This window comes from Candidatus Pelagibacter sp., from assembly GCF_052046145.1.
Lineage (GTDB): Bacteria > Pseudomonadota > Alphaproteobacteria > Pelagibacterales > Pelagibacteraceae > Pelagibacter.
Genome location: NZ_JBNGZR010000001.1, coordinates 60,192 through 85,959, shown reverse-complemented (window position 1 = coordinate 85,959; position 25,768 = coordinate 60,192). Strand labels below are relative to the sequence as shown.

General features: G+C 28.1%; 30 protein-coding genes and 2 tRNA genes. 15 read left to right on the top strand and 17 right to left on the bottom strand.

All coding sequences use genetic code 11. The features are described from left to right. The first annotated feature begins 84 nt into the window (after window positions 1-84). Window positions 85-579, top strand: coding sequence for a GcrA family cell cycle regulator (locus ACTT88_RS00430; protein WP_440907423.1), 495 nt, complete (start codon window positions 85-87; stop codon window positions 577-579). A gap of 13 nt (window positions 580-592) precedes the next feature. Here ACTT88_RS00430 and ACTT88_RS00425 read toward each other — a convergent pair whose 3' ends face one another. Next, window positions 593-1,570: a complex I NDUFA9 subunit family protein gene (locus tag ACTT88_RS00425; RefSeq protein ID WP_440907422.1), complete on the bottom strand. Its 978-nt coding sequence runs from the start codon at window positions 1,568-1,570 to the stop codon at window positions 593-595. A gap of 15 nt (window positions 1,571-1,585) precedes the next feature. Between ACTT88_RS00425 and ACTT88_RS00420 the strand changes: the two genes are divergently transcribed. The 14 genes from ACTT88_RS00420 to ACTT88_RS00355 are packed head-to-tail and all read left to right on the top strand — an operon-like array spanning window position 1,586 to window position 14,012. Then, window positions 1,586-2,197: a ribonuclease D gene (locus tag ACTT88_RS00420; RefSeq protein WP_440907421.1), complete on the top strand. Its 612-nt coding sequence runs from the start codon at window positions 1,586-1,588 to the stop codon at window positions 2,195-2,197. Between the two features lie 2 nt (window positions 2,198-2,199). Then, entirely contained in the window at window positions 2,200-3,165 is a 966-nt protein-coding gene (locus tag ACTT88_RS00415) for a KpsF/GutQ family sugar-phosphate isomerase (RefSeq protein ID WP_440907420.1), read from the top strand. Further along, window positions 3,165-3,755, top strand: a complete 591-nt coding sequence (gene lptC / locus ACTT88_RS00410) for an LPS export ABC transporter periplasmic protein LptC (RefSeq protein WP_440907419.1) — start codon at window positions 3,165-3,167, stop codon at window positions 3,753-3,755. Before ACTT88_RS00415 ends, lptC begins: the two co-directional genes overlap by 1 nt. Beyond that, window positions 3,742-4,518 (top strand): ATP-binding cassette domain-containing protein, encoded by a 777-nt coding sequence (locus ACTT88_RS00405; RefSeq protein ID WP_440907418.1) that lies wholly within the window; start codon window positions 3,742-3,744, stop codon window positions 4,516-4,518. Before lptC ends, ACTT88_RS00405 begins: the two co-directional genes overlap by 14 nt. 6 nt (window positions 4,519-4,524) lie before the next feature. Next, window positions 4,525-5,847, top strand: coding sequence for a 3-phosphoshikimate 1-carboxyvinyltransferase (aroA, locus tag ACTT88_RS00400; protein ID WP_440907417.1), 1,323 nt, complete (start codon window positions 4,525-4,527; stop codon window positions 5,845-5,847). Continuing rightward, window positions 5,844-6,500 carry a (d)CMP kinase gene (gene cmk, locus ACTT88_RS00395; protein WP_440907416.1) on the top strand — a complete coding sequence of 219 codons (657 nt, stop codon included), beginning with the start codon at window positions 5,844-5,846 and terminating at the stop codon, window positions 6,498-6,500. The genes aroA and cmk overlap by 4 nt, the downstream gene beginning before the upstream one ends. Then, window positions 6,500-8,227, top strand: coding sequence for a S1 RNA-binding domain-containing protein (locus ACTT88_RS00390; protein ID WP_440907415.1), 1,728 nt, complete (start codon window positions 6,500-6,502; stop codon window positions 8,225-8,227). Before cmk ends, ACTT88_RS00390 begins: the two co-directional genes overlap by 1 nt. A gap of 16 nt (window positions 8,228-8,243) precedes the next feature. Beyond that, window positions 8,244-8,537, top strand: coding sequence for an HU family DNA-binding protein (locus tag ACTT88_RS00385; protein ID WP_440907414.1), 294 nt, complete (start codon window positions 8,244-8,246; stop codon window positions 8,535-8,537). Beyond that, complete coding sequence (pyrF, locus tag ACTT88_RS00380) at window positions 8,527-9,219, top strand: orotidine-5'-phosphate decarboxylase (RefSeq protein WP_440907413.1); 693 nt, start codon at window positions 8,527-8,529, stop codon at window positions 9,217-9,219. Before ACTT88_RS00385 ends, pyrF begins: the two co-directional genes overlap by 11 nt. Beyond that, complete coding sequence (locus tag ACTT88_RS00375; protein WP_440907412.1) at window positions 9,216-9,845, top strand: phosphoribosylanthranilate isomerase; 630 nt, start codon at window positions 9,216-9,218, stop codon at window positions 9,843-9,845. Before pyrF ends, ACTT88_RS00375 begins: the two co-directional genes overlap by 4 nt. Beyond that, a complete protein-coding gene (locus ACTT88_RS00370; protein ID WP_440907411.1) occupies window positions 9,835-11,064 on the top strand; it encodes a tryptophan synthase subunit beta in 1,230 nt (409 codons plus the stop codon). The genes ACTT88_RS00375 and ACTT88_RS00370 overlap by 11 nt, the downstream gene beginning before the upstream one ends. After that, window positions 11,064-11,864 carry a tryptophan synthase subunit alpha gene (gene trpA, locus ACTT88_RS00365; RefSeq protein ID WP_440907410.1) on the top strand — a complete coding sequence of 267 codons (801 nt, stop codon included), beginning with the start codon at window positions 11,064-11,066 and terminating at the stop codon, window positions 11,862-11,864. The genes ACTT88_RS00370 and trpA overlap by 1 nt, the downstream gene beginning before the upstream one ends. Beyond that, window positions 11,861-12,790, top strand: a complete 930-nt coding sequence (locus ACTT88_RS00360; protein WP_440907409.1) for an acetyl-CoA carboxylase carboxyltransferase subunit beta — start codon at window positions 11,861-11,863, stop codon at window positions 12,788-12,790. The genes trpA and ACTT88_RS00360 overlap by 4 nt, the downstream gene beginning before the upstream one ends. Then, window positions 12,744-14,012, top strand: a complete 1,269-nt coding sequence (locus ACTT88_RS00355) for a bifunctional folylpolyglutamate synthase/dihydrofolate synthase (RefSeq protein ID WP_440907408.1) — start codon at window positions 12,744-12,746, stop codon at window positions 14,010-14,012. The genes ACTT88_RS00360 and ACTT88_RS00355 overlap by 47 nt, the downstream gene beginning before the upstream one ends. Here ACTT88_RS00355 and ACTT88_RS00350 read toward each other — a convergent pair. The 16 genes from ACTT88_RS00350 to ACTT88_RS00275 form a co-directional block, all read right to left on the bottom strand. After that, complete coding sequence (locus ACTT88_RS00350; protein ID WP_075504453.1) at window positions 14,009-14,326, bottom strand: thioredoxin family protein; 318 nt, start codon at window positions 14,324-14,326, stop codon at window positions 14,009-14,011. The two genes, ACTT88_RS00355 and ACTT88_RS00350, sit on opposite strands and share 4 nt — an antisense overlap. Window positions 14,327-14,360: 34 nt before the next feature. Further along, window positions 14,361-15,797, bottom strand: coding sequence for an exonuclease domain-containing protein (locus ACTT88_RS00345; RefSeq protein WP_440907407.1), 1,437 nt, complete (start codon window positions 15,795-15,797; stop codon window positions 14,361-14,363). A 6-nt stretch (window positions 15,798-15,803) separates the two neighbouring features. Then, window positions 15,804-16,490 carry a hypothetical protein gene (locus tag ACTT88_RS00340; protein ID WP_440907406.1) on the bottom strand — a complete coding sequence of 229 codons (687 nt, stop codon included), beginning with the start codon at window positions 16,488-16,490 and terminating at the stop codon, window positions 15,804-15,806. Between the two features lie 37 nt (window positions 16,491-16,527). Continuing rightward, window positions 16,528-17,625, bottom strand: coding sequence for a DNA recombination protein RmuC (locus tag ACTT88_RS00335; protein ID WP_440907405.1), 1,098 nt, complete (start codon window positions 17,623-17,625; stop codon window positions 16,528-16,530). Window positions 17,626-17,803: 178 nt separating this feature from the next. Beyond that, on the bottom strand, window positions 17,804-18,496 hold the full coding sequence (hisG, locus tag ACTT88_RS00330) for an ATP phosphoribosyltransferase (protein WP_440907404.1): 693 nt from the start codon (window positions 18,494-18,496) through the stop codon (window positions 17,804-17,806). Beyond that, window positions 18,496-19,548: an ATP phosphoribosyltransferase regulatory subunit gene (locus tag ACTT88_RS00325; protein ID WP_440907403.1), complete on the bottom strand. Its 1,053-nt coding sequence runs from the start codon at window positions 19,546-19,548 to the stop codon at window positions 18,496-18,498. The genes hisG and ACTT88_RS00325 overlap by 1 nt, the downstream gene beginning before the upstream one ends. Next, window positions 19,526-20,920, bottom strand: coding sequence for a histidine--tRNA ligase (hisS, locus tag ACTT88_RS00320; protein WP_440907402.1), 1,395 nt, complete (start codon window positions 20,918-20,920; stop codon window positions 19,526-19,528). The genes ACTT88_RS00325 and hisS overlap by 23 nt, the downstream gene beginning before the upstream one ends. 4 nt (window positions 20,921-20,924) lie before the next feature. Next, a tRNA-His gene (locus ACTT88_RS00315) sits at window positions 20,925-20,999 on the bottom strand. Between the two features lie 231 nt (window positions 21,000-21,230). After that, entirely contained in the window at window positions 21,231-21,443 is a 213-nt protein-coding gene (locus tag ACTT88_RS00310) for a cold-shock protein (RefSeq protein ID WP_023854396.1), read from the bottom strand. 80 nt (window positions 21,444-21,523) lie between these two features. Then, window positions 21,524-21,598, bottom strand: a tRNA-Phe gene (locus ACTT88_RS00305). Window positions 21,599-21,602: 4 nt separating this feature from the next. Further along, entirely contained in the window at window positions 21,603-21,818 is a 216-nt protein-coding gene (gene infA, locus ACTT88_RS00300; protein WP_023854397.1) for a translation initiation factor IF-1, read from the bottom strand. A gap of 2 nt (window positions 21,819-21,820) precedes the next feature. Further along, window positions 21,821-23,104 (bottom strand): histidinol dehydrogenase, encoded by a 1,284-nt coding sequence (gene hisD, locus ACTT88_RS00295; protein ID WP_440907401.1) that lies wholly within the window; start codon window positions 23,102-23,104, stop codon window positions 21,821-21,823. A gap of 2 nt (window positions 23,105-23,106) precedes the next feature. Beyond that, a complete protein-coding gene (locus tag ACTT88_RS00290; protein ID WP_440907400.1) occupies window positions 23,107-23,499 on the bottom strand; it encodes a DUF2948 family protein in 393 nt (130 codons plus the stop codon). Continuing rightward, on the bottom strand, window positions 23,499-24,758 hold the full coding sequence (murA, locus tag ACTT88_RS00285) for a UDP-N-acetylglucosamine 1-carboxyvinyltransferase (RefSeq protein ID WP_440907399.1): 1,260 nt from the start codon (window positions 24,756-24,758) through the stop codon (window positions 23,499-23,501). Before murA ends, ACTT88_RS00290 begins: the two co-directional genes overlap by 1 nt. Window positions 24,759-24,761: 3 nt before the next feature. Continuing rightward, window positions 24,762-25,322 carry a dCTP deaminase gene (gene dcd / locus ACTT88_RS00280; RefSeq protein ID WP_440907398.1) on the bottom strand — a complete coding sequence of 187 codons (561 nt, stop codon included), beginning with the start codon at window positions 25,320-25,322 and terminating at the stop codon, window positions 24,762-24,764. A 97-nt stretch (window positions 25,323-25,419) separates the two neighbouring features. Next, the gene (locus ACTT88_RS00275; protein WP_023854402.1) at window positions 25,420-25,620 is read right to left on the bottom strand and encodes a hypothetical protein; all 201 of its coding nucleotides are present in this window, start codon (window positions 25,618-25,620) and stop codon (window positions 25,420-25,422) included. Window positions 25,621-25,768: the final 148 nt, after the last annotated feature.

Sequence of the window (25,768 nt, the reverse complement as noted above, 5' to 3'; positions counted from 1 at the left end):
GATAACTCTTAATTTTTGATTGTTTAATTTAATTTTATAACAGTATATAGTTATTCTAAACAAACAAGATACAAGATATTGATAATGAGTTGGACTGAAGAAAAAGTAGCTAAATTAAAGGAACTTTGGGGAAAAGGAAATACTGCCAGTCAAATTGCAGGTATTATTGGCGGTATAAGTAGAAATGCAGTAATAGGTAAAGCTCACCGCCTAAATTTATCAGCTAAAATAAAAACTAGAACAGCTACTTCAAATCAAAAATTTGAAAATTCTTTAGATGAAAAAAATACTAAATCCAAAAGAGTTCGAAGAAGTAAATTCAAATCATTAATAATAGAAAAAGATTTTGAACCAGAAAATCCTAAACAATTAGAAGAGCTTGATGAAAATTCATGTAAATGGCCTATTGGACATCCAGATGAAAAATCATTTTATTTTTGTGGTAGGTCATCATTGAAAGATTTTTCATATTGTAAACTTCATCTACTTTATGCTTACCAGCCTAAAGGGAAAAAAGAAGAGGTAAGTGAAAAAGAAGATGTTCCAGAATTTATAGAAAAAAAAATACAGTCAGCTTAAATATTAACTTATTTTATTTTTTTTGATCATTTTTAGATGAATATTTTTCTGTAGAAAATTGGCCACCATCTCTCCACATATAGCAATACTTTTTAACTTCATCATCAAAATACCTTACGCTAGGCACTCCAATTTCAGCATTAGATTTATATTTTCCAGTTAATACGTTATCATACTTAAGAAGTCTCAATTGATCTCTTGTAAGAAGGGGTTTTGGTAAAATTTCAAATAAACGTGCAGACATATCCGCTAAAAGAAATGGTAAAGGTATTAAAATTCTTTTTTTATTTAAAAGCTTAAGCAATCTCTGTAGAATTTCTTTAAATGTAATTTCCTCAGGACCAACACATTCAATAATTTTAGAATAAATATTTCTCGAAATTATATGATAAATTGTATCGGTCAAATCTGAACAATGAATTGGTGTAAACTTAGTATCACCACCATAATAAAGAGGGAAAAAAGGAAGCCTACTAAGTAATGTCATAAAATTTGTTGTAAAGTTATCATCTACTGAATAAACTACAGATGGTCTTAATATTGTAGCTAAAGGAAAATTATTTAAAACTTCAGTTTCTCCGTTAAGTTTACTTTTAGCATAATCAGAATTTTCAGCTTCATTAATACCTAATGCAGATAAATGTATAAAGTGTTTTAAATTATATTCTTTACAAAGTTTTGCCAAAAGTCCTGGGAAAACAGTATGAATATTTTTAAATGTATTTCCTTTTTTTTGCTCAAATAGGATACCAATTAAATTAATGCAAATGTCAGCTTTCTTAAAAAGTTCTCTTATTTTATTCTCCTCAAAAATATTTGACTCAACAATGTCTATATAACCAGCATTGGCCTGGGTTTTAATAATATAACTTTTTTGATGTACATTTCTCGTTACTACAGTGACTTTATAGTTGTTCTTAGTCAGTTTTCTTATTAAGTTCCTGCCAATTTGACCACTACCACCAAAAATTAGACAATTTTTTGCTTTCATATATATATATTTTAAATGAGTAATAATATTCAATTACACAAAAACGATCTACCAGATGATTTGAAATTAGGCAATACAATAGCAGTGGATGGTGAATTCATGGGTCTTAATGTAAGGCGTGATCCACTTTGTTTGATCCAAGTCTCCTCTGGCAATTCAGATGCTCATATTGTTCAATTTGACAGGAAAAATTATAATTCTCCAAATCTAATAAAGCTACTTGGTGATGAAAAAATAACAAAAATTTTTCATTTTGGTAGAGCAGACATAGCTCATATTAAACATTATCTAAAAACTGATGTAAACAATATTCTAGATACAAAAATTGCTTCAAAACTTGCAAGATCTTATTCAGATAATCATTCATTAAAATCTTTAATTAAAGAATTTATTAACATAGACATTAGTAAACAATTTCAAAGTTCGGATTTTGGAGGTGAACTTGCACCTGCTCAATTAAAATATTGTGCCAATGATGTAATTTATTTACATAAAATTCATGAGGAACTTAACAAAATATTAGTTAGGGAAAACAGAATAAATCTATATAGAGATTGTTTAAAATTTTTAAAAATTAGAGTTGATCTTGATTTAGCTTTATTCAAAGATGATATTTGGGCACACTAGTAATGAATAAAAAATTTTTATTAACTGCTAAAGATGTAATTAATCTTGAGATAAAGGCTCTTCAAAATTTAAAAAGGAGTTTAAATAATTCTTTTAACGAAGCGGTATTTCATATTGCTAAATGTCAATCTAAAATAATTTTATGTGGTGTTGGCAAAAGTGGACTTATTGCATCTAAAATTGCTGCAACCTTTGCGTCAGTAGGTACGCCATCGTTCAGTCTATCTGCTGGTGAGGCTTCTCATGGTGACCTGGGAATGGTTTCAAAAAAAGATATTTTAATATTAATTAGCAACTCAGGTGAAACAAGTGAATTAAAAAATATAATTCAATATGCAAAAAGAAACAGGATATTATTAATTGGAATTGTTTCTAAAAAAGATTCTATTTTGTATAAATCTTCAGATATAAAACTTTTTATACCAAAGATGGCAGAAGCAGAGGGAATTATACCTACAGCCAGCACAACATCACAACTTGCTCTTGGTGATGCTTTAGCAATAGCAACAATGAAATTTAAAAAATTTGGTAAAATGGATTTTAAAAAATTACATCCTGCAGGAAGTCTTGGAGCTCAATTAAAAACCGTTGAAGATATTATGATTACAGGAAAAAAAATTCCTTTTGTAAGTGAGAATCTACGAATGTATAAAGCTTTAAAAGTTTTAAGTGAAAAAAAATTAGGAATTTTAATCGTAAGAGATAAAAATAAAAAAACTTGTGGTATAATCACAGATGGACAAATTAGAAGATTTAGTCAAAAAAAATTAGATTTTCATTCATTGCCTGTAAAAAAAATTATGACAAAAAAACCTATTTACGTTAACAAAGATGAATTGGCTGCAAAGGCCCTTTCGTTGATGAACTCACAAAAAATAACGTCTCTTGTTGTTTATGATAAGAAAAAACCTCTAAAAACAATAGGAGTCATCCACGTGCATACTATTTTGCAATCAAATATTTCTTAATGCAAATAAAAAAAAATTTTAAATTTTTTTTTATATTTTTATCTATTTTTATTATCTCAATATTTGTTTATTCAAAATTTTTAGATAAAAAACAAAAGATATCTGAAGAACCTGAGATAAATGAAGATGAAATTTATCAATCAAATATAATTCAAGACATTTATTATAGTACTAAAGATGCAGATGGAAATGAATACATAATAAAAGCAGATAAAGGAGAAATAGACTACTCTAATAGAAATGTTTTGTATCTGACTAAAGTGGATGGTTTAATTAAATTAAAAAATTCTGACAGTATATTAATTGAATCAAACTTTGGAAAATATAATATTGACAATTTTGATACAATTTTTTCTAAAAATGTAATAATAAATTATTTAAATAATAAAATTACCGGAGAATATTTAGATTTTTCTTTAGAAAGAAATTTAATGATAATCTCTAAAAATGTAATTTTTAATAATTTAAAAAATACTTTAAAAGCTGATGTTATTGAAATTGATATTATGACAAAAGATACTAAAATTTTTATGTATGAAAAAGAGAAAAAAGTAAATATTAAAACTAAAAATAAAGATGGCAATAATTAAAAAATTTAGAATTAAGTCATTTAAAAATATTAATACGATAATTGAGTTTGAGAATATTTCTCTTGCTTATGGTAATCGACTTATTTTAGATAACATAAATTTTAAAATCAATGAGGGTCAAATATTTGGTATGCTAGGACCTAACGGTGTAGGTAAGTCAACTATTTTTAATTTGATTACTGGATTAATTAATCCTGGTAGTGGAAAAATAAAAATTTCTGGTGAGGATGTAACAGATTATCCAGTTTATTTAAGAACAAAAAAATTCAAAGTTGGATATGTCCCTCAGTATGGTGGTTATTTTAATGACTTAACTCTACATCAAAATTTAAAAGCTATTAGTGAAATTGTAATAGATAACAAAAATTATAGATCTGAAAGGATAAATTATTTAATTTCAAAATTTGAGTTAGATAATTTGAAAGATATTAAAGCAAAATTTTTATCAGGTGGTCAGAAAAAAAAATTAGTAATTGCTTTGTCATTACTAAGTGAACCAAAAGTTTTACTTTTAGATGAATGTTTCGCGGCATTAGATGTATTAACAATTAAAATGTTGCAAGAAATAATTGTTAATTTACAAAATGAAAATCAAATTACAATTTGCATATGTGATCATCAAGCTAGAGATCTACTAGCTTGTGTTGATATAGCAATGATATTAAGTAACGGTAAAATAATTGCTGAAGACACTCCATCAAATCTAGTAAAAAATATTAATGCTAAAAATGCTTACTTTGGTGATAATTTCAAATTTAATTAATCTCCAATGTCAAAAATTCTTATAATAAAAAAAAAAATAGATAATTTTAAAAAAGTAATAAAAGTTAGTGGTGATAAAAGCATAAGTATTAGATGGGTTTTATTTTCATCACTAGCAGATGGAACCTCAACTGCAAAAAACTTATTAATGTCTGAAGACGTAGTAGCGTCTTTAAAAGCAATCAAATCCCTGGGAATCAAATTTAAAGTTAATAAAAATATATGTAAAATTTATGGAAAAGGAATTAATGGTTATAATTACAAAAAAAACTTAATTATAAACGCAGAAAACTCGGGAACTTTAGGTAGGTTAATACTTGGTTTAATAATAAATACCCCAAAACCTATTAAGTTGATAGGTGACAAAAGTTTATCTAAAAGAGATTTTAAGAGAATTTCTGATCCCTTAAGTAAATTTGGTACAAGATTTAAGTTAACAAATAACAAAAACTTACCACTAACAATATATAGATCAACAAAACTTAAACCTATAAAATATTTTGAGCAAAAAGGGTCAGCCCAATGCAAAAGCTCTGTGCTTTTTGCTGGGATGAGAACGAGTGGAACTACAGTAATAAGAGCAAAAAAATCAAGAAATCATACTGAACTTTTATGTAAATACTTAAATTTACCAATAACTATTAAAAATAAAAAAAAATATGACGAAATAAAAATTAAAAAAATAAAAAATATAAAAAATCTTAACTATGATATTCCTTCCGACATTAGCTCAAGTGCTTTTTTTATTGTACTAACTGTTCTATCAAATAACTCTGAGCTTATTATAAAAAATGTTAATATAAATGATACAAGAATAGGAATAATACAAATTTTAAAAAAAATGGGTGTTAAAATTGTATTTAAAAACAAAAAAATTTATAAAGGGGAAAAAATAGCTGATATCAAAATTAAAAGTCAAAAATCAATTACTGCAATTAATTGTCCTGAAAAACTTAATAGTGGTGCCATAGATGAATTTTTAGTAATTTTTTTAGTTGCTGCAAAAGCAAAAGGTATTTCGTATTTCAAAGGTTTGAGTGAATTAAATCAAAAAGAAAGTCCAAGACTTAAATGGGCTGAAATAATTCTAAACAAAATGGGAGTTAAAAATATTACTACAAAAGACTCTATAAAAATTTTTGGTAATCCTAATTTAAATATTAGCAAAAAAATCATAATTAAAAATTATTTAAAAGACCATAGGGTATTTATGACCTCTGTAATTGCAGCTTTATCTTTTGGTGGTATCTGGAAAATTTATGATAAAGATTCTATCAAAACATCTTTTCCAAATTTTTTAAAGATTGTAAGAAATTTAACAAAAAAATGATTAAAAGAAAAAATATTATCAAGGTAGCTATAGATTCACCAGCTGCAGCTGGGGCTGGGACTTTAGCAAAAGCTATATCTAAACATTATAATCTGTTTTATTTAGACACAGGTAAAATATATAGGTTTATTGCTTATTTAAAATTAAAATTCCCAAAAAAATATAATGATAGATTTATTCGGTCAAAAATTAAAACTTTAAAAACAAAAGACTTATCAAACAATAACTTATTATCAGATGAAATAGGAACTGAAGCGTCTAAAATATCAAAATTTAAAAGAATAAGAGAAATAGTTCATTCCTTCCAAATAAATTTTGCATATAACCCACCAAAAAAATACAAAGGCTCATGTCTGGATGGTAGAGATATAACTTATAAAATAATACCTGATGCTGAATTTAAATTTTTTATAACTGCAAACATAAATACAAGAGCTCGGAGAAGATACAAAGAATTAAAAAGGCTTAGAAAAAAAATAACTTATAATGAAGTGCTTAAAAGCATTAAAAAACGTGATAAAAGCGACTTTAATAGAAAAATTTCTCCTCTAAAGAAAACAAAAGATTCCCTATTGATTAATACGACAAACCTTAATAAAAGGGCATGTTTTTTAAAAATAAAAAAAATAATAGACAAAAAACTTAAAGATTAATGGAAATATACAAAGATTTATCTAGTCAAGCATCTAAGGAATTTGAAAAATTACTTAATAGTCAGCTCTCAAAAGTACAAATAGAAGAAGGAAAAATTATAGAGGGAAAAATAAATAAAATTACAGAGAAATTTGTGTTTTTATTTGTTGAAGGACTTAAATCTGAACCTGTTTTAGATATAAATGAATTAAAGACTATGGGTCTTAGTGAAAAAATTAAAATCGGAGAAAAAATATCCGTTTTATTAGAAAAAATTGAAGATAAAAATGGAGAAGTTTTAGTTTCAGCAAGTAAAGCTCAAAAAATCAAAGGTTGGGATAAATTAGTTGAAGCGTACGAGAAAAATGAGCCAATTATGGGCAAGATCACTTCTAAATGTAAAGGTGGATGCATTGTGGAGCATATTGATACTGGTTCTCTGATGTTTTTACCAGGATCTCAAATCAGTGACAAACCTCTAAAAGATATAAGTCATTTAATGAATGAACCACAAAAATTTGCATTGATAAAATTAGATAAAATTCGTGGAAATGCATGTGTTTCGAGGAGAGAAATCATTTCTAATTTTAAAAAAGAAGATAAAGCAAAAATTATTGAAAAATACAAAGTTGGAGACATAATAAAAAATGCTGAGGTAAAAGGATATAGCTCATTTGGATGTTTCTTTAATGTTAATGGTGAACTAGATGTATTGGTTCACTTACAAGAAATTTCATATTCAAGAGTGAACCATCCTGATGAAGTTTTTAATATAGGTGAAAAACATGATCTTAAAGTCATAAGTGTTGATAAAGATAAATTACAAGTAGGTTGCTCAGTAAAACAACTGTCACCTGATCCTTTTGAACATATTGAGAATTATGAGTTAAATAAAATTTATAAAGTGAAAGTAGTAAAAATAATGGATTTTGGAGCATTTTGTGAATTAGAACCTGGATTAACAACACTGCTTCATTCTAGTGAGTTAAGTTGGACAAAGAAAAACATTTCAGCAAAAAAAATGTTTAAAGTTGGTGACGAAATAGACTGTGTGATAACTGAGATCGATAAAGATAAGCGAAGAGTTGCTATTTCTCACAGATTGACTAAGGAAAACCCATTCGAAACTTTTGAAAAAAAATATCCTGTTAATAGCGTAGTAGAAGGCGAAATTGTTAACAAAAATGAATACTCATTATTTGTAAAAGTTGAGGATTTAGATATTGATACTTTTTTACATTGTAATGATTTAACTTACTTAAATAATGGTGAGGAAGAATTAGCAAAATATAAAAAAGGAGATAAAATTAAAGTAAAAGTTTTAGAAATTAAAACTTCAGAACAAAAAATAAGAGTTGGTTTAAGACAAACCCAAGCTGATCCTTTTGATTGGTTCAAAGATAAATCCAAAAATCAAACAATAACAGTGAAAGTTATTTCTACAGATAATAAAGGATTAACTGTAAGACCTGAAGGATGTGAAATGGATTTTCAAATTAAAAAATCTGCAATCGCAATTAATTCTGCTGATGCTAGACCAAGTAGGTGGACAGGAGGAGAGAAGCTTGATTGTGCTATTGCTGACTTAGATTTAAACAAACGTAAAGTAACACTAAGTATTAAATTATTAGAAGAGATAGAAAAAAAAGAGGCATTAGAAAAATACGGATCTGAAGGATCTGGTAAAAACCTTCCCTTCTCGTCTTTATCTGATGATTTAAAGAAAAAAAAAGAAGAAAAAGATTAATTAAAAAGAAATTAAATTGGCTATTGTAAAATCAAAGCTTTTAAAACAACTCTCAAATAACTATCCAAATTTCTTAAAAAAAGACTTAGAAAAATTTGTAAATATAGTTTTAAATGAAATGAAAAGAGCTCTCAAAAGAGGCGACAGAGTAGAGTTAAGGGGTTTTGGTATTTTTTCTACGAATATACAAAAAGCTAGGATATCAAGAAATCCAAAAACTGGAGAAAAAGTTAATACTCCAGAAAAAAAAACAATTCACTTTAAAATGTCAAAGGACTTGTTTAAAAAATTAAATAACAATGAAGAATAATACTATATTTGTTGCATGTGATACCTCAAATCTTAAGAAAATTAAAAAAATAATTAACCAGACAAAAACAATAAAACTTAAAATTATTCCAAAATTTGGTCTTCAGTTCTTTTACTCCAAACAAGGAAGGAAATTCTTAGAAAATATTAAAAGTGACTTTTGGTTAGATTTAAAGATTAATGATATTCCGCAGACAGCCTTATCTGCAATAGATAGCTTAAAAGATTTAAAAAAATGTAAATATATAACGGTACATGCAAGTGGTGGAATTGAAATGCTTAAAGCAATAAAAAAAGAAGCAAAAAGTATAAATAAAAATATTAAAATATTAGGTGTTACTATTTTAACAAGTCTTGATAATAAATCTCTTAAAGAAATAGGTCATACTAAAAAAGTTAAACAACTAGTTTTAAAACAAGCAGCATTAATTAAAAAATCAGGATGCGATGGTATAGTTTGTTCTGCTAAAGAAGCTTTGATGGTTCGTAAAAGATACAAAAATTTATTAATAATAACTCCAGGAATAAGACTACCCGGTGATAGTTCAAATGATCAATTGAGAGTTATGACTCCTAAACAAGCATTTGAAAATAAGGTTTCTGGTATTGTTATAGGAAGATCTCTTACAAAAGGTAACATTAGAAACAATACTAAAAAACTTATTGATCATTTAAACAAATGATCAAAGGTTGCAAGATTTGTGGTGTAAAAGATTCTGATACTTTAAATTATATAATTAATCATACACATCCCCCAAAATTTATTGGCTTCATTTGCAATTACCCAAAAAGCTCAAGATATGTTGAACCTCACTATCTAAATAAATTGTTAAATGTAAAAAAAAACAAAAGTGAATTTGTTGCTGTTTTAGTAAAGCCTAACAATAAAACTTTGGAAGAAATAAAAAGTTTACCTTTTGATTATTATCAATTGTATGACTGTACCCCAGATGAAATTAAAATTATAAAAAAAAAATATCAAAAAAAAATTATTACAGCTTTAACAATAAAAGATGAATCTGATGTTCTTAGGTATAAGTCATTTGTTGACGTAACAGATGTATATTTATTTGATAGCAAAGGTTATGAAAAAAGTCATAGCTTTGATCATAACTTGATTAAAAATATCAAATTAAACAAGGAATTGATGCTAGCTGGTAATATAAAATTCGATGATAATCTAAAAAATTATGAGAAAATTGCTAATTACTTAGATTTATCTGGAGGCTTAGAAACTTCTGGATTAAAAGATGTATCCAAAATAAATATTTTTTTAAACAATTTAAATAAATTAATAAATGAAACTTAAAAAAAAAATTCCTCTAATTGACCAGCATGATCGTTACGGTTTTTGGGGTGGTAAATTTGGAGGAAGTTTTATTCCTGAAACTTTAAAAAAACCTGTAGAGGATCTAACACAGGAGTTTTCAAAATTAAGAAATAATAAGAAATTTTTAAAAATGAGGGATTATTACTTTAAGAATTATATAGGATCACCCACATCATTTGTAAAATTAGAAAATTTATCTAATCACCTAGGTGGTGCTCAAATATGGGCTAAAGTTGTATCAGAGGCTAATGGTGGAGCCCACAAAATATATAATGCAACTGTTCATGCTTTAATTTGTAAGGCAATGGGTAAGAAATATATCGTTGGAGATACAGGTGCAGGTTATGCTGGTAAAATGTTAAGTATGGCTGCTAAGAAATTTGGTTTGAAATGTAAAATTTTTATGGGTGCAAAAGATATCAAGAGACAAAAACCAAATTGTGATGCTATGAGAAAAAATGGTGCCGAAATAGTTCCTGTATATTCAGGCAGTCAAACCTTGGTCGATGCAGTCAGTGAGTGTATGAGATATTGGGTATCAAATTGTGATACTACGCATATGTGTGTTGGAAGTACAGTTGGACCAAATATCTTTGTTAAAATTTGTGGATGGAGTACAGCACAAATTTCAAGAGAATTAAAAATACAAATTAAAAAAGAATTCAAAAAAATTCCAAAAAAGATTAAATTAATTAATTGTGTGGGAGGTGGAAGTTCGGCATATGGTTTTTGGAGTGAATTTATAGATTTTAACAAATCACAAATAGAGTTGGTTGGTGTAGAGGCTGGAGGTCCAAAAAAATCTAAACTTCATGCAGCTCCTCTAAGCAGAAATGCTAAAATTGGAATTTTACATGGTGCAGCTTCTTATGTTTGTCAAAACAATGAAGGTCAAATTAATGATACTGAGTCGATTAGTGCTGGATTGGATTACCCGGGTGTAAGTCCTATACATTGTTTTTTAAAAGATACAAAAAGAGCTAGATACACTTACGCAACTGATGAAGAAGCACTAAAAGCACATGTGATGGTAACTAAATTTGAAAAACTTAATCCAAGTTTAGAACCTAGTCATGCATTTGCTGAAGCGATAAAAATTGCACCAAAATTAAGTAAAGACACAATCATAATCGTTAACTCTTGTGGTGATGCTAAAAAAGATAGAGATATTTTAAGAGAAAGGTTAGGTAAAAATTAATGAATTCATTAATCAGCAAAACTTTCTCAAATGCAAAAAAAGAGAACAGACCAGCTTTACTGACATATACTGTTGCTGGTGATAATACTAAAAAAAAATCCTTAGAAATATTAAAATCAATTTCTAATTACGCAGATATTTGTGAATTAGGTTTTCCACATAACACTCCTATAGCTGATGGGGGACAAATACAAACAAGTGCTTACCGAGCAATTAAAAATGGTATAAAAATTAATGATGTATTCTCAATTGTAAAAAATTTTAAAAAAATAAAAAAAAATAAACCAATTATACTGATGGGCTATTACAATATGATCTATCAATATAATGAAAATAAATTTTTAGATAAATGCAAAAAGTCAAAAGTTGATGGCTTAATAGTTGTTGATTTACCTTATCCTGAAAACAAAAATTTTGCATCAAAATGTAAAAAAAAAGGAATTAATTTTATTCAATTAGTTTCACCAACTACTTCCTCGATAAGATTAAAAAAAATTATTAAAGATTCTCACGATATGATTTATTATATAAGCATGTTATCCACTACAGGTGGAAAGCTTAAGGTGTCCCCGAGGAAAATATTAGAAAAATACAATAAAATAAAAAAACAAAATAAATCAAAAAATGTTGTTATTGGCTTTGGTATTACAGAAAAAACAATCAAATCTTTAAAAAAAGCTGATGGTTTGGTGGTTGGTAGTGCAATTTGTAAGGAAATCTCCAAATCAATTGAAAAGAGACAAAATGCTGTCACAAATGTTACTAATATCGTTAAAAGATTAAAAAATAAAATTCTATGAACTGGATAACAAAAATTATTAAAGCAGGTGAAAAAATTAAAACTGCTATACGTGAAAGAGCTACAAAAGAAGATATTGCAAAGAGTGATTGGACATCTTGTTGCAAGGGTCCAATTTTAAAAAAAGAATTAGAAGAAAACTTATGGGTATGTCCAGATTGTAAACGTCATCATAGAATAAAACCACATCAAAGATTTGATATTTTGTTTGGAAAAAATAATTATGAGATTTTCAAAACTCCAATACCAAAAGACGATCCACTAAATTGGACAGATTCTAAACCTTACAAAGAAAGATTAAAAAGTGCTCGTAAAAAAACAGGTTTAGAATGTGGAATGATGGTTGCTTCTGGAACTATAAATAATATTAAAATTACAGCTGTAGCTTCTGATTTTGATTTTTTAGGTGCTTCTATGGCTGCCGCAGAGGGAGAAGCTTTTCTATATGGAATACAACATGCTATTGAAAATCAAACACCTTTTTTATGTATTAGTGCTGGTGGTGGGATGAGAATGATGGAAAGTTTAATTTCATTATCTCAAATGACAAGAACAACACTTGCAATCAATGAATTAAAAAAAAATGGACTTCCATATTTAGTTTGTATCACTGATCCAACAGCAGGAGGTATTACTGCATCATACGCTATGTTAGGTGATATTCACATTGCAGAACCAGGAGCTTTAATTGCATTTGCGGGCGCAAGAGTAATTCAAGGAACAGTTAAAGAAGAATTACCTGAAGGTTTCCAAAAAAGTGAATATGTTGAAAAAACTGGTTTTGTAGATTTAATTGTTGAGCGTAAAGAGCTTGGATCAAAAATTGGAACTTTATTATCAATATTGTTAAAGAAAAATTCTGATATAAGTGCTGAACAAAATGAAACTTCAGAAGATAGTCAGTCGCTTACAAGAGCTGCATCCTAAAGAAATAGATTTAAGTCTAGATCGTATTCAAAGTCTCTGCAAAAAATTAGGCAACCCTCAAGATAAAATCAAAGCAATTTCAATTGTTGGTACTAATGGAAAGTACTCAACTATCCAAGCAATGTTTTCTATTTTAAAGGAAGCAAATTTCAATTGTAATATCTACACTAGTCCTCATATCAAAAGTATCAATGAAAGGTTTGTTTTTAATAATGAAGAATTGAATGATGAAGATTTGGCAAATTTACTTGAAGAAGTTGAGGAAGCTAACAATGGTGAACCAATTACTTTTTTTGAAATACTGACAGCAGCCTATTTTTTAAAAGCATCTCAATACCCAGATAATATCAATTTAATTGAAAGTGGATTATTCTTTAGATTTGACGCTACTAATATCTTAAAAAATAACCTTGCTAGCGTTGTAACATCTATTGGCCTTGATCATTTAGATTGGCTACCTGAAAATGAACAAACTGTTGAAAAAATTATTTTTGAGAAAACATCAAGCTTATTAAACTCAAATATTATAATTGCAAAACAAAGCAATAAAGAAATTACAGATAATATAAAAAAAACAATTTCAAATAATAGATCAAATAAGTTTTTCCATAATGAAAATTATAGTTTTACAATGCAAGAAAATGACTTCTTTTATTATGAAGATCAATTTGGGGGAATAAAATTACCTATGCCAAATGTTAAAGGCCAATTTCAATTAGAAAATGTTTCAACAGCAATTGCGACCCTAAGAATTTTGAAAGACTTAAAAATTAAAGATGACCACATTAAAAAAGGTATTTTAAAAATAAATTGTATTGCAAGATTACAAGAAATTAAATCTGGAAAACTTAAAGAGCTTGTAAAAGATCACAAACTTTATGTTGATGGATCTCATAACCCATTGGGAGCAAAAGTTTTGAATGAATACTTGGAAAGTTTAGATTGCAATAAACACATCATTCTTGGAATGATGGCTAATAAAGATCATAATGAATATATGAGTTTCTTTAAGGATATCTCTACATTGACTACAATAGATATACCTAATCAACCTAATTCAATTAAAGGAGGAGAGCTTAAAGATAAGCTAAACGGCTTTTCAAATATAAATTATAAGGAAAGTATAGAAGATGCTATAAAGTCAATCCCGGTAAAAGAAAACGATATAATACTTATTACTGGATCGTTATATCTTGCGGGTGAAGTTTTAAGTTTAAATTAGATATTTTTATCTAAAAATTCCTTCATGTGACTTTCGGGAACTCCACCAACTTTTCTATCTACTTCAACGCCTTTTTTATAGATAATAACTGTTGGAACACCTCTAATACCTGCTGCACTTCCGGTATTTATTCCACCATCTTCAACATCAGCATAATAGAAACCAGCCTTATCTTTATATTCATCAGATAACTTATCCATTACTGGTTTTAGTGCCTTACATGGACCACACCACTCAGCTGAAAACTGGATGACTGAAACATCTTCATTTTTAATTTTAGTATCAAAATCTTCGTCTTTAAAATTTGTAAGCATATTTCCTTTCTATTAATTAGAGCCTTAAAGTCAACTAGGCAATTTCATATTTTTTTTCTATAGACATAATAAATTCATTTATTTCATCTAATTTTTTTAGTTCCTCTTCATCATCTCGATTTGATGCTTGATCTCTTAAGGTATCAATTTCTTGATAGGCCATTCCTATAGTTTGCCACTTTTCTCTATTTTTGCTTAAAATTCGTCTAGCAATTTCACTTTTTATATTTTTATATAAATCTGGTGGCAAAATATGTGGTGCTTCTTGATAAATAATTTTTTGCCCAAACCAACTACATCTTTTATCTTGAAACTTATCCAACATTCTTAATTTATCTTCCCAAGAAGAACTATGCCAAGTTTTAAATAATTGGGTGTCTTTATTGGGAATGAATTTTTCATATAAAGTTTCTTCAGGTAACAGGTCTTCTTGGGTTTGAGTTTGAGCTTTTTCTTCAGCGGCCTCTCTATTAATGACTTGAATATTTTTACAAAAATTTTCACTATTTCTAACCATTTTTGCTCTTTTCTGGATTGTTTCTAAATCTAAGTCAGCATATGCCTTCTCTTTTAATGCAAACTTTTTATCTAAAACTACAGGAGCTTTGTTGGTTTTGATTACTCTAAGTGCTTTTGGACTAAACTTTTTTAAATAAACTTTAAGATCATTTATTGATAAATTTAACAAAGGTTCAGGATCTCTTCTTAAATCAAATAAATATCCCCAAGATGCATATGATGGATGAAAACAATGATCTGGATGTAATGTAGAGACAAGATACATCATATTTTTTCCCTTAACATTTTCGAAAATTGAATAAATCCCCTCACTTTTTAAGATAGTTTCAACACTATTTTTTGTAGATGTACTTAAAAAATTTTCCCAATTGTCTTTATGTTTATCTTTTATAATTCTTAGAATTTTTAAGCTTGTGAATGCATCATGATAAGCAGTGTGTTGTTGAGATGTATCAAATCCTTGTTGTCTAGCTAAACCTTCTAAAGCTAGACTTTCATTTCCAGCTTCTGTTAATTCAGTCTTTAATGTTTCAGGATTCAAGGTTTGTGCTACTCTTGCAACATGTAAACCGTCATGTTCTTTATTGGGTGAAGAATGTGTAATGTAAGGATATCTATTCCCTTTGAAAAAATTAAAATGAAACATTCGTCTATCAAAATTTAAGTTACTCCAGCCCATAAACAATGCTGGACCAGCTTTAGAGAAAAAATTTTCTACTGCGCCTAAAAAATCATAATGCGAGTAATTGCCTTTGGTAAGTAAATCAATACTTGTTGAATTAACTAATAAGGCCTTTGCACTTGGAACCTCACCCTCAGGCATTCTGCCACGAATATTTAGCTTACCAATTTCTTTTAAGTTTTTATCTACAACTACAGCACCTACTTCAATTATTGAGCCCCAAATTGTACTATTTGTTGTTTCTGTATCGTAAATTACTATTTTATCCATAAAATCCTAAGTTAAATCCGATAGCTCATTAAATTTTTTTAATCTTCCCAAAAACAAATTTTGATAAACAATTAAATCATGCCCTTGAATTTTAAACTCTTGAAATAATTTATCTACTGTGCAAACCAAAATTACACAAGAAGTGATATTGGAGTTATACACAATGTTATGTGCTAATGAATATGCACTTGTTTGAAGAAGCCATGAGTCTATATATTCAGCTTTTTTAGGTTTATTACTTTGTTTAAAATCTATTATTGTTTCTTTTCCTTCATAAACTCCTACACAATCAGCAGTACCTGCATACTTCTCTGGGTAATAAAGAGTGCATTCAACACCCCAAATTTCATCCAATCTATTTTTCAAACCTTTTTCTATAATTTCTTTAGCCATTAATTTGTATTGTTCGTTATCCTCAAAAAAACTTAAATTTTCTCTTCCAAGTAAATAGGACTCTAAATAGTTGTGCATTTGAGAACCTCTACTGCTTGCTGCTTTTGTAATTGCCTCAGCCTCTTTTTGCCCAGTTCTTTCTCTCCAATTTGCTAATGCTGCTTTATCTTCTTCAGATCGAGTTGCATCTAAAATTGAAGTGACACTTGGTAATTTTGTTTCCCCTAATAAGTATCTTCTAATGCCATCAACTGTTGCTCTTGATGATTTTGGATAATCATATTTTTGATTCCACTGCATGAGATTTCTTATAGACGTTATTAATGAAAAAAAGAAATTAATTTTTAAGCTGCCTATTTCGTTCAACAAATTTTTCCACGTTTTCAGTTTGTACAGCTTTCTCAACCTGCTCGGGATCTTTAATATTTTCTAAGGTTCTTGAAATTGATCTTGCATCCGTTCCAAATTTATCAACAACTCCCATAGCATCTTCTAATTTTTTTCTAAGAACTATAATGTTGTCAAAATGTTTAGAAAATCTTGTACTGATTGTTTTTAAATGATTATAAATTTCCGTTGCACCTTTTTGTACCTTCAATGATTGAAATCCCATATGTAAAGACTGTAAGTAAGCAGAAAGAGTATTAGGTCCACATATCACAACTTTATATTTTTTCATTAACTCTTGAGTTAATAATTCTTTTGTACTTGGATCTTGATATTCAGTTAACTCTTTGTATAAACTTTCTGTAGGAGCATATACGATTGCAAAATCAGTAGTTTTTGGTGGAGCAATATATTTTTCATTAACACTTTTAGCTTTTGCTTTAAACGCTGAGGCTAATTTTGCTCTAGCATCTGCTACAGCCCTTTTGTCTTCCGCGTCATGACCATCGGTAATTGCTTTGAATTTTTCTACTGGAAAATGACTATCAACAGGAACTAAAACACCTCCTTGAAGCTTTATTGCAAATTCAACATTTTCACTGGTGTCCTCTTTCATTTTAACATTCGTCATGAATTGAGAGGCTGGTAGCAAATCTTTAATTAGAGCATCTAAGCTAAATTCTGCAAGAGTTCCATATTTCTTAACTCCAGCTAAAATTTTAGTTATCCCCTCTTGGCTTTGATTTAATAGTTGAACTTGTTGATTAAAATTACCAACCTTTTCCTCCACCTTAGTTAAAGTTTCAGTCATATCTTTAGTAACCCCAGTTGATAGATTATTAAATGAAGTCGACATTGCACCAAGTGAGCTATTGATTGTAGTGTTTAAGGTATCTTTTAAACTTGATATTTCTGATTTTAAATTAGCTATTTCCTCAGCTTCTTTGTTTTCATTTTCATCTTTTGGCTTAGTTTTTAAATTTAGATAAAGAATAGCTAAAACGCCGCCTAATAACAAAACTAGTAAAATTAACAATATATTATCCATGATTCTAATTGTTTATTTTATCGTAAATATTTGATTAATGAATTTAAATATTTAAAAATACTTTATGGAACTAATTTTAGTATTAAAAGTATTCTTTATTATTTGTGTTATTGTTGCACTTTATGCAATTATTAGAAATCTAGGTATTATCAAAATTATACTAATTTATTGGAAAGACTTAATTTTTAGAAAGTAATTTTACTATTTTTTTAAGACCCATTTTATTATTGAATGACTTAGAAATCATCATGCAGGCCTCTGATCTTAATATTTCTCCATCCTTTAAAATTCGTAGATTGTTTGCTTTTAACGTTTCTCCGGTAGAAGTGATATCTGTAATTATTTCCGATGAGCCCGTAAAAGGATAAGCTTCAGTTGCACCCAAACTATCAACTAATTTGAATTGAGTAACACCCTTTGAAAACAAAAATTCCCTTGTTAAGTTTGGATATTTTGTTGCTACTCTTAATCTTTTCTTTTTCTTATCTTTAAATTCAAATGCAATTTCTTCTAAATCTGCAACTGTTTGTACATCTATCCAAGGATCTGGAATTGCAACTACTAAAGTGGCCTTTCCAAAATTATATCTTTTTAAAACATTAATTTTTTTTTGAGTGTTAATTTCACTTTCCTTTAATAAATCAAAGCCAGAAAAACCTATATCCAAAGATCCATCTCCAAGTCTTTCGATGATCTCTCTTGCATGAAGATATAAAATCTTAATATTTTTAAATTGTTTTATAGATCCTAAAAGATCTCTTTCTCCTCTTTCTGAAATGAGATTTAATTTATTTTTTTTAAAAATATTTAAAACATCTTTTCTAAGTCTGCCTTTACTTGGGATTCCAATATTTAAAATATTTTTCGTCATTAGTAATTTAAGTTTAAAGCAGCGCCTACAGCTGGAGTTTGTTTTTTTGATCCTAAGTCTGAAATTAGACCATCATAACGACCACCATTAATAATATTTTTTAATGAGTTTTTAGATTTAATATCAATTTTAAAAACCATTCCGGTGTAATATTCTAATTGCCTTCCAAAGGATGTTGAAAATACTACATTTAGTTTTGAAACCTTGTTATCAGAGATTGGAAAATATTTTTGATCTACAGCTAAATTTATTCTGTTTTTTTTAAAAAATTTATTTAATTCTATGGCTGCTTTATTTATTGGACATTTTATTTTTAAGAAATCTTTAATTATTTTTGAAACATTTTTTCCTTTACTAGCTCTTCTAGGATCTTTTATTTTCTGATCAAATCTTTTTAATATTTCGTTAATTGTTCTTCCTGCCACAATGTTTGATAAATCTTCTTTAAGCATTTTCACGTAACGCTTTTTATCTATTTCTACAATTGTTGGATCAACATCTGAATTAGTTTCTAATCTTTTTAATAAATCATTAAAATATTCTTCTCTCCAGAAATGTCTGGCCAATCTTAGCTTCCATCTCTTTGGAATATCTAATTTTGAAATTAATAAATTAAATATTTCAACATTTCCAATAGTGAGTGTTCCTGAAGAATATTTAATATTTTGAAGTGATTTAAGAGATGTATTTATAATTTCTTTATCATCATTTTTCTCGTCCTTAGATCCTAAAATTTCAAATCCAATTTGATTTCTTATGATTGAGTCTTTTTTGTTTTGTGATTTTCGATAAGCTTGACCGCTATAAAAAATTTTTTCCTTACCCTTTAAATTATTTTCTAAATATCTTAGGCAAGATGCAATTGTTAAATCTGGTCTTAGACATAACTCACTTCCATTTTGATCAGTAAAAGAAAAAATAAACTTTCTAAAACTTTCTCCTGATCTTTGAACAATGTGATTAGCCTCAATTACTGAGGGTAAATCAATATATTTAAAACCCTTCGATTTTACAGATCTAAGGATATTTTCAGATAAGTTTTTTGACTTCATCGATTAAATTTTCTTTTGGAAATGTTTTATTATTTTCACCCTTAACACCTTTAAGGCTTTTTATAGTGACTGTATTTTCATTGAATTCATTTTCACCACATATTATTGCAACATCCAATTCGCGTTTATTTGCTAAGGTTAATTGCTTACCTAAATTTTTCTTTGTATCTAAAAAAATTTCAGCATTGATATTATTATCTCTTAATAAATCTAAAATTTCATAATAATTTTTAAGATATTTTTCATCCATTACACAAACTAAAACTGGTTTTTGACTATCTATTTTTATTTGATTTAATTGCATTAAAGCAAATAACAATCGATCTACTCCAAAACTAATTCCTGTACCTGGAATATCCACACCTTTAAATCTCGAGATTAATTTTGCATAGGCTCCTCCTGAACAAATACTGCCTATATCGACCTCTTTGCCTTTGTTATTTGTAACTTTAAAATTTAGATTTGTTTCAACAATGAAATCTGAATAATAAGCCAATCCCCTAACAATTGTAAAATTTGTTTTGACCTGATTTAAATTTGAACTGTAACCCAATACTTCAAATAATTGTTCTAATTCCTTTATACCTTCTTGAGATAATGGATTTTTTAATGTTTCTTTTAATTCTTTTAAATCTTTAATTTTTAAAAAATCTAGTATTTCAGATGCTTGTTCATCTTTTAAATCTGCACCCTTAGTGACTGCACCACTTATATCTTTTCTTTCTTTTTTAAGTAGATCTTCAACACCTTTTAAACCAAAACCTGGTTTATCTAATTTATCAATTGCCCTAATTACTTTTACTTGCTTTTCTTCTGATATTTTTAAGTCATCAATTAATCCTTGAACTATTTTCCTATTACTGATGTTAATTGTAAATTGATCTTTTTTAAGACCACAATCTAACAAAGTACTTGATATTAAATTGCAAAGCTCCGCATTTGCTTGGGCAGGATTAACATTTCCAATAATATCAAAATCTGCTTGCATGAATTCTCTGTATCTTCCATTACCAGCCTTTTCATTTCTAAAGACATTTTGAATGGCATACCTTTTAAAGATTGATGGAAGTTCTTGATTATTTTGTGCAACAAATCTAGCTAGCGGGCTTGAAAGATCATACCTAAGAGTAATGTTTTTTTCTCCATCCTGAAATGAGAATACATCAGACATAGGATTAGCGTCATCTTCTGCCAAAAAAGATCCTATATTTTCACTTATTTCAAACGAAGGGGTTTCCAGAGCTTCTGCTCCAAATTTAACAAAATTATTCTCAATAGCTTTTAAAAGCTTTTTTTTGAGAAGAAGTTTTTTATCCCAACGATCTTCAAATCCTGAAGGTAATCCAGGAATTAATTTTTTTTCTTTATTCATTTTTTGGTACCCGGGCTGAGAGTCGAACTCAAACTTAAAGTTCCACAAACTTCCGTGCTAACCATTACACCACCCGGGCTTATCCTCTTTGTTTTTATCTTATTTTATGTAGATTTAAAATTATAATATAAATAAATAGCCTACTGGCTATGGAAACAGTTTCTGTGAGTACTTCTAAAAGTCTTTCTGTATGTGATATTTATATTCATGAGCAGTCTTTTAGACAAAAAAAATTAATATTCAAGGCCTAAATAGAAAAAGGACGTTTATCTATTTAATAGATAAAACGCCCTTTTAAATAATTTCTAAATTAGTCTATTTTTTTTAAATTAACTGCAGAAGGACCTTTGGGACCATCTTCTAATGTGAATTCAAGTTTATCACCTTCATTGAGATATCTCATACCAGCAGCTTTTACCGCTGAAGCGTGAACAAAGGCATCTTTTTCTTTATCATCTCTTTCAATGAAGCCATATCCCTTTTTACCATTATACCATTTAATTTTTCCTTGTAGTGTACTCATCTTATTTCTTAGTCCTATTGTTATTTATTATCTCTTAAAGTTAATTTCTTTTAAGATTATTTCAAGACGAAAGTTTGTGGTGGTGGCTGAGGAAGGATTCGCACCTCCGACACAAGCCTTTTCAGGGCTCTGCTCTACTCCTGAGCTACTCAGCCTTATTTATCCTCTAAAGATAATTCTTCCTTTAGTAAGATCGTAAGGTGTCATTTCAACTGTCACATTATCACCTTGGAGAACTCTAATTCTGTTTTTTCTTAGCTTACCAGCTGTATGGGCAGTAACAGTATGTCCATTTTCTAATTTTACTCTAAACATAGCATTAGGAAGTAGATCTATCACTGTACCTTTAAATTCCAGTAAGTCTTGTTTTGACAAATTTATTTTCTCCTTATTCGTTTTACTACAGATTGGGCGTGTCCAACCAACCCTTCGTAATTTGCAAGTGTTATAACTGATGGTCCAAGACTTTCAATACCCTTTTTTGATAAGTTTATGTATGAAATCCTTTTATAAAATTCATTTACACTTATACCGCTTGAGTATTTTGCAGAACCATTAGTTGGCAACACATGGTTTGATCCAACATTATAATCAGTCATTGCCATAACTGCATATTTTCCTAAACATATTGATCCTGAATTTTTTATTTTTGGAACTAACGATTTATAATTTTTAATATTTAATTCTAAATGTTCTGGTGCAATTTTATTCACAACACTTATTATTTTAGCATCTGAAGAAATATACATAAGAATTCCATTATTAATTAAACTTCTTCTTGCAACAGAAGCTCTTGGAATTTCTTTTAATTGTTTAGTAATTTCAATTTTTACTTTATCTAGCAAATTTTTATCTTTTGAAATCAAAATACATTGTGCAAGAATATCATGTTCAGCTTGTCCAATTAAATCACTTGCAACCCACTCAGGATTTGAAAATTTGTCACAAACGACAGTCACTTCTGAGGGACCTGCAGTCATACTTTCAATTCCAACAACACCAAAAACTTCTTTTTTTGCTGCTGCAACATATGCATTTCCTGGACCAACTATTTTATGAACTTTTTTAATTTTTTTAGTTCCATAAGATACTGCTGCAATAGCAGAAGGCCCCCCGATAGAATAAATTTCTTTTATTTTGCATTTTTTTGCGGCGTATAATACAGCTGGATTTTGTTTTCCTTTATGGCCTGGATTAATCATAACTATTCTCTTAACACCTGCTACAATTGCTGGAATAGCATTCATCAACACACTCGATGGATATGAAGCTGTAGACCCAGGAACATAAATGGCAACAGACTCTAAAGGCACATATTTATAATCAAGTTTGTTTTTTAATTTATCCGTATAAGAAATATTTTTAAATTTTTGAAGTGAATGAAATTTATAAATTCTATTATAAGCCTCATCAATTGCTTTCTTTACTTTTTTATCAAGTGAATTTACAGATTTTTTTATTTGTTTTGAGCTTGGAATAATTATGTTGTTTTGATTAAATTTTTTCTCATATTTTAATAATGCTTTATCTCCATTTTTTTTAACATCTTTAATTATATTTGTTACAGAAACAGAGTTTGATTCAATTTTTTTCTTTCTCTTTAAAAGCAAATTCTCTAATAATTTATCAAAATTTTTTCTTTTACTATTTAGTATCTTCATAACTATTTAATTTCACTTTGATCCTCTAATCTTGCTTCAATAGTTTCTGTAGTTAAAGCAATATGAGCATTATTATTAAAAATAAGATTTATTTCATAAACATCATTATTTTTCAAATAATCTATACCTATTAATTCTAAAACTATTTCTTGATTTGATTGATCGATGTTTTTTGATCTTACTTTATCAACAAAATCAAACCTACAAATGCTATTGATTTTTTTATCTTCCTGATCACTTTCAACCTTGGTTCTTTCAATTGATAATAAAAAAACCTTATTGGATGCGAGATATTTTATATCTGCAATTTTAACCTTAGCCCCTGAACTACAAGCTGAAATCATTTGCAACCCTTCTTGGTCGCTTGCTATTATTTTTGCTAAATATTTATTCACTATTTTAATCTTTTAATTTTAACACCTATTTTTTTTAATTTATTTTCTATTTTTTCATAACCTCTATCTAAGTGATAAATTCTGTTGATATATGATTTACCAGTAGAAACTACTGCAGCTAGAACTAAAGCAACAGAAGCTCTTAAATCACTAGACATTAATTCGGCACCAATGAATTTAGTATTTCCTTCTATTGCAGCGGTATTATTTTTAATATTTATTTTTGCTCCTAGTCTTTGCAATTCTGCGACATGCATAAATCTATTTTCAAAAATACTTTCGGTTATTGAGCTTTTGCCATCTGCTTTACACATTAAAACCATCAATTGTGCTTGAAGGTCTGTAGGAATACCTGGAAACTCTTTGGTTTTAATACTTTTTATTGATTTTATTTTTTCAGGTCCTTTAATTAAGATTTTATTTTCACTAGTTTTAATTTTAGCACCAACTTTTTTTAGTAATTTTATTTCTGTGTCAATAACTTTAGGATTTAAATTATTTATTTGTAAATTACCTTTCGCAAGTGTTGCAGCTACACAAAATGTGCCTGCTTCTATTCTATCAGCCATTACAGAATATTCAGTTTCATTTAAAGAATTTACACCTATGATTTTACAAACTCTCCCTGTCCATTTTATTTTCGCTCCAGCTTTATTTAAAAAATTTGTAAGATCTTTAATCTCAGGTTCTATTGCACAATTTTTTAAAACTGTTTTTCCTTTAGCTAAACATGCTGCTATTATTGAATTTTCAGTTGCCCCAACACTTATCTTTGGAAAATTTATAGTTGTTCCGCTGAGTTTTCCTTTTGATTTTGCTAAAATATATCCATCTTGTATTTCATATTTCATACCAAGTTTTTTTAATGCTGATAGATGATAATTAACTGGTCTAGCACCAATTAAACACCCTCCAGGTAAAGAAATTTTAGATTTATGGTATTTTGAAATAAGTGGACCTAAAACTAAAATAGAACCACGCATTGTTTTGACTAAAGAATAACTAGCAAACGTTTTCATATTTTTTTTATTTATAATTCTTGCTGTTTTTTTATCTCTTGATAAAATTATTTTAGAACCAAGAGACTTTAATAAATTTAACATTGTATTAATGTCTCTAACTCTTGGTAAATTTTTGATAATCACAGGTTTATCAAATAATAATGTTGCAGCTAATATTGGGAGAGATGCATTCTTCGAACCTGAAATTGAAACATTGCCCTTGATTTTACAAGGGCCATTAATCAGAAATTTATCCATAAATTACTTTTTAATTTTAGCAACTTGAATTGTAGTTTGACCCTGATATTTACCGTTCTTTGATTTATAAGTTGTTTCTGGCTGAGTATCTGATTTGAAAAATAAAAATTGTGCTATTCCCTCGTTTGAATAAATTTTTGCAGGATTAGGTGTTGTATTACTTAGCTCAATTACAATATTGCCCTCAAATTCATTTTCAATTGGAGTAACATTACAAATAATTCCTGTCCTTGCATAAGTACTTTTTCCAACACAAATACATAAAACATCTTTTGGTATTCTAAAATATTCTACTGTTTTAGCTAAAACGAATGAATTTGGTGGGATAATGCAATATGGTCCTTTTCGTTCTATAAAGTTATCATCAGAAAAATTCTTTGGATCAACTAAAGAACTATTAACATTGGTAAAAATTCTATATTCATCTGAGATTCTAACATCATATCCCATACTACTTAATCCATAAGAAATTTTACCTTCAGAAACTTGATGATCCAAAAATGGCTCTATCATATTGTGCTCTTTGCACATTTTTTTAATCCAAGAATCGGGTTGAATTGACATTATTTATTTTTCTTTTTATTTTTTTTTTGGAAAATTTTTCTTTTCTTCAAATTTTTTCTAAGCGCCAAGCTTAAACGCTCATTTTTTTCTTTTGAACTCATTCTTTATTTGGGTTAGTCAGGAAATCTAGAGAAATTGGTTTATTGGGATCTAGTGCAGGCGCTTTTTCCTCTTCTTTTTTTGGGCCTTCTTTAGCTAAACGTTTAGCTTTTTTTTCAGCAAGCTTTCTCTCTCTTTTAGCTTGCTTTTCCATAAGCTTATTACCTTTAGTTGATTTGTAGTCGTAATGAATTCCCATAACATTTTCCTAAAATAGATATAAATCATATTCATCAAAAAATTAAGGCAATAATTTGAAAAAAATGCTTTATTATCAATAAAATACAATTTGTCTCTAAGCTCCTGTAGTTAAATGGTATAACAAGTCATTGGTAATGACTAGTTCC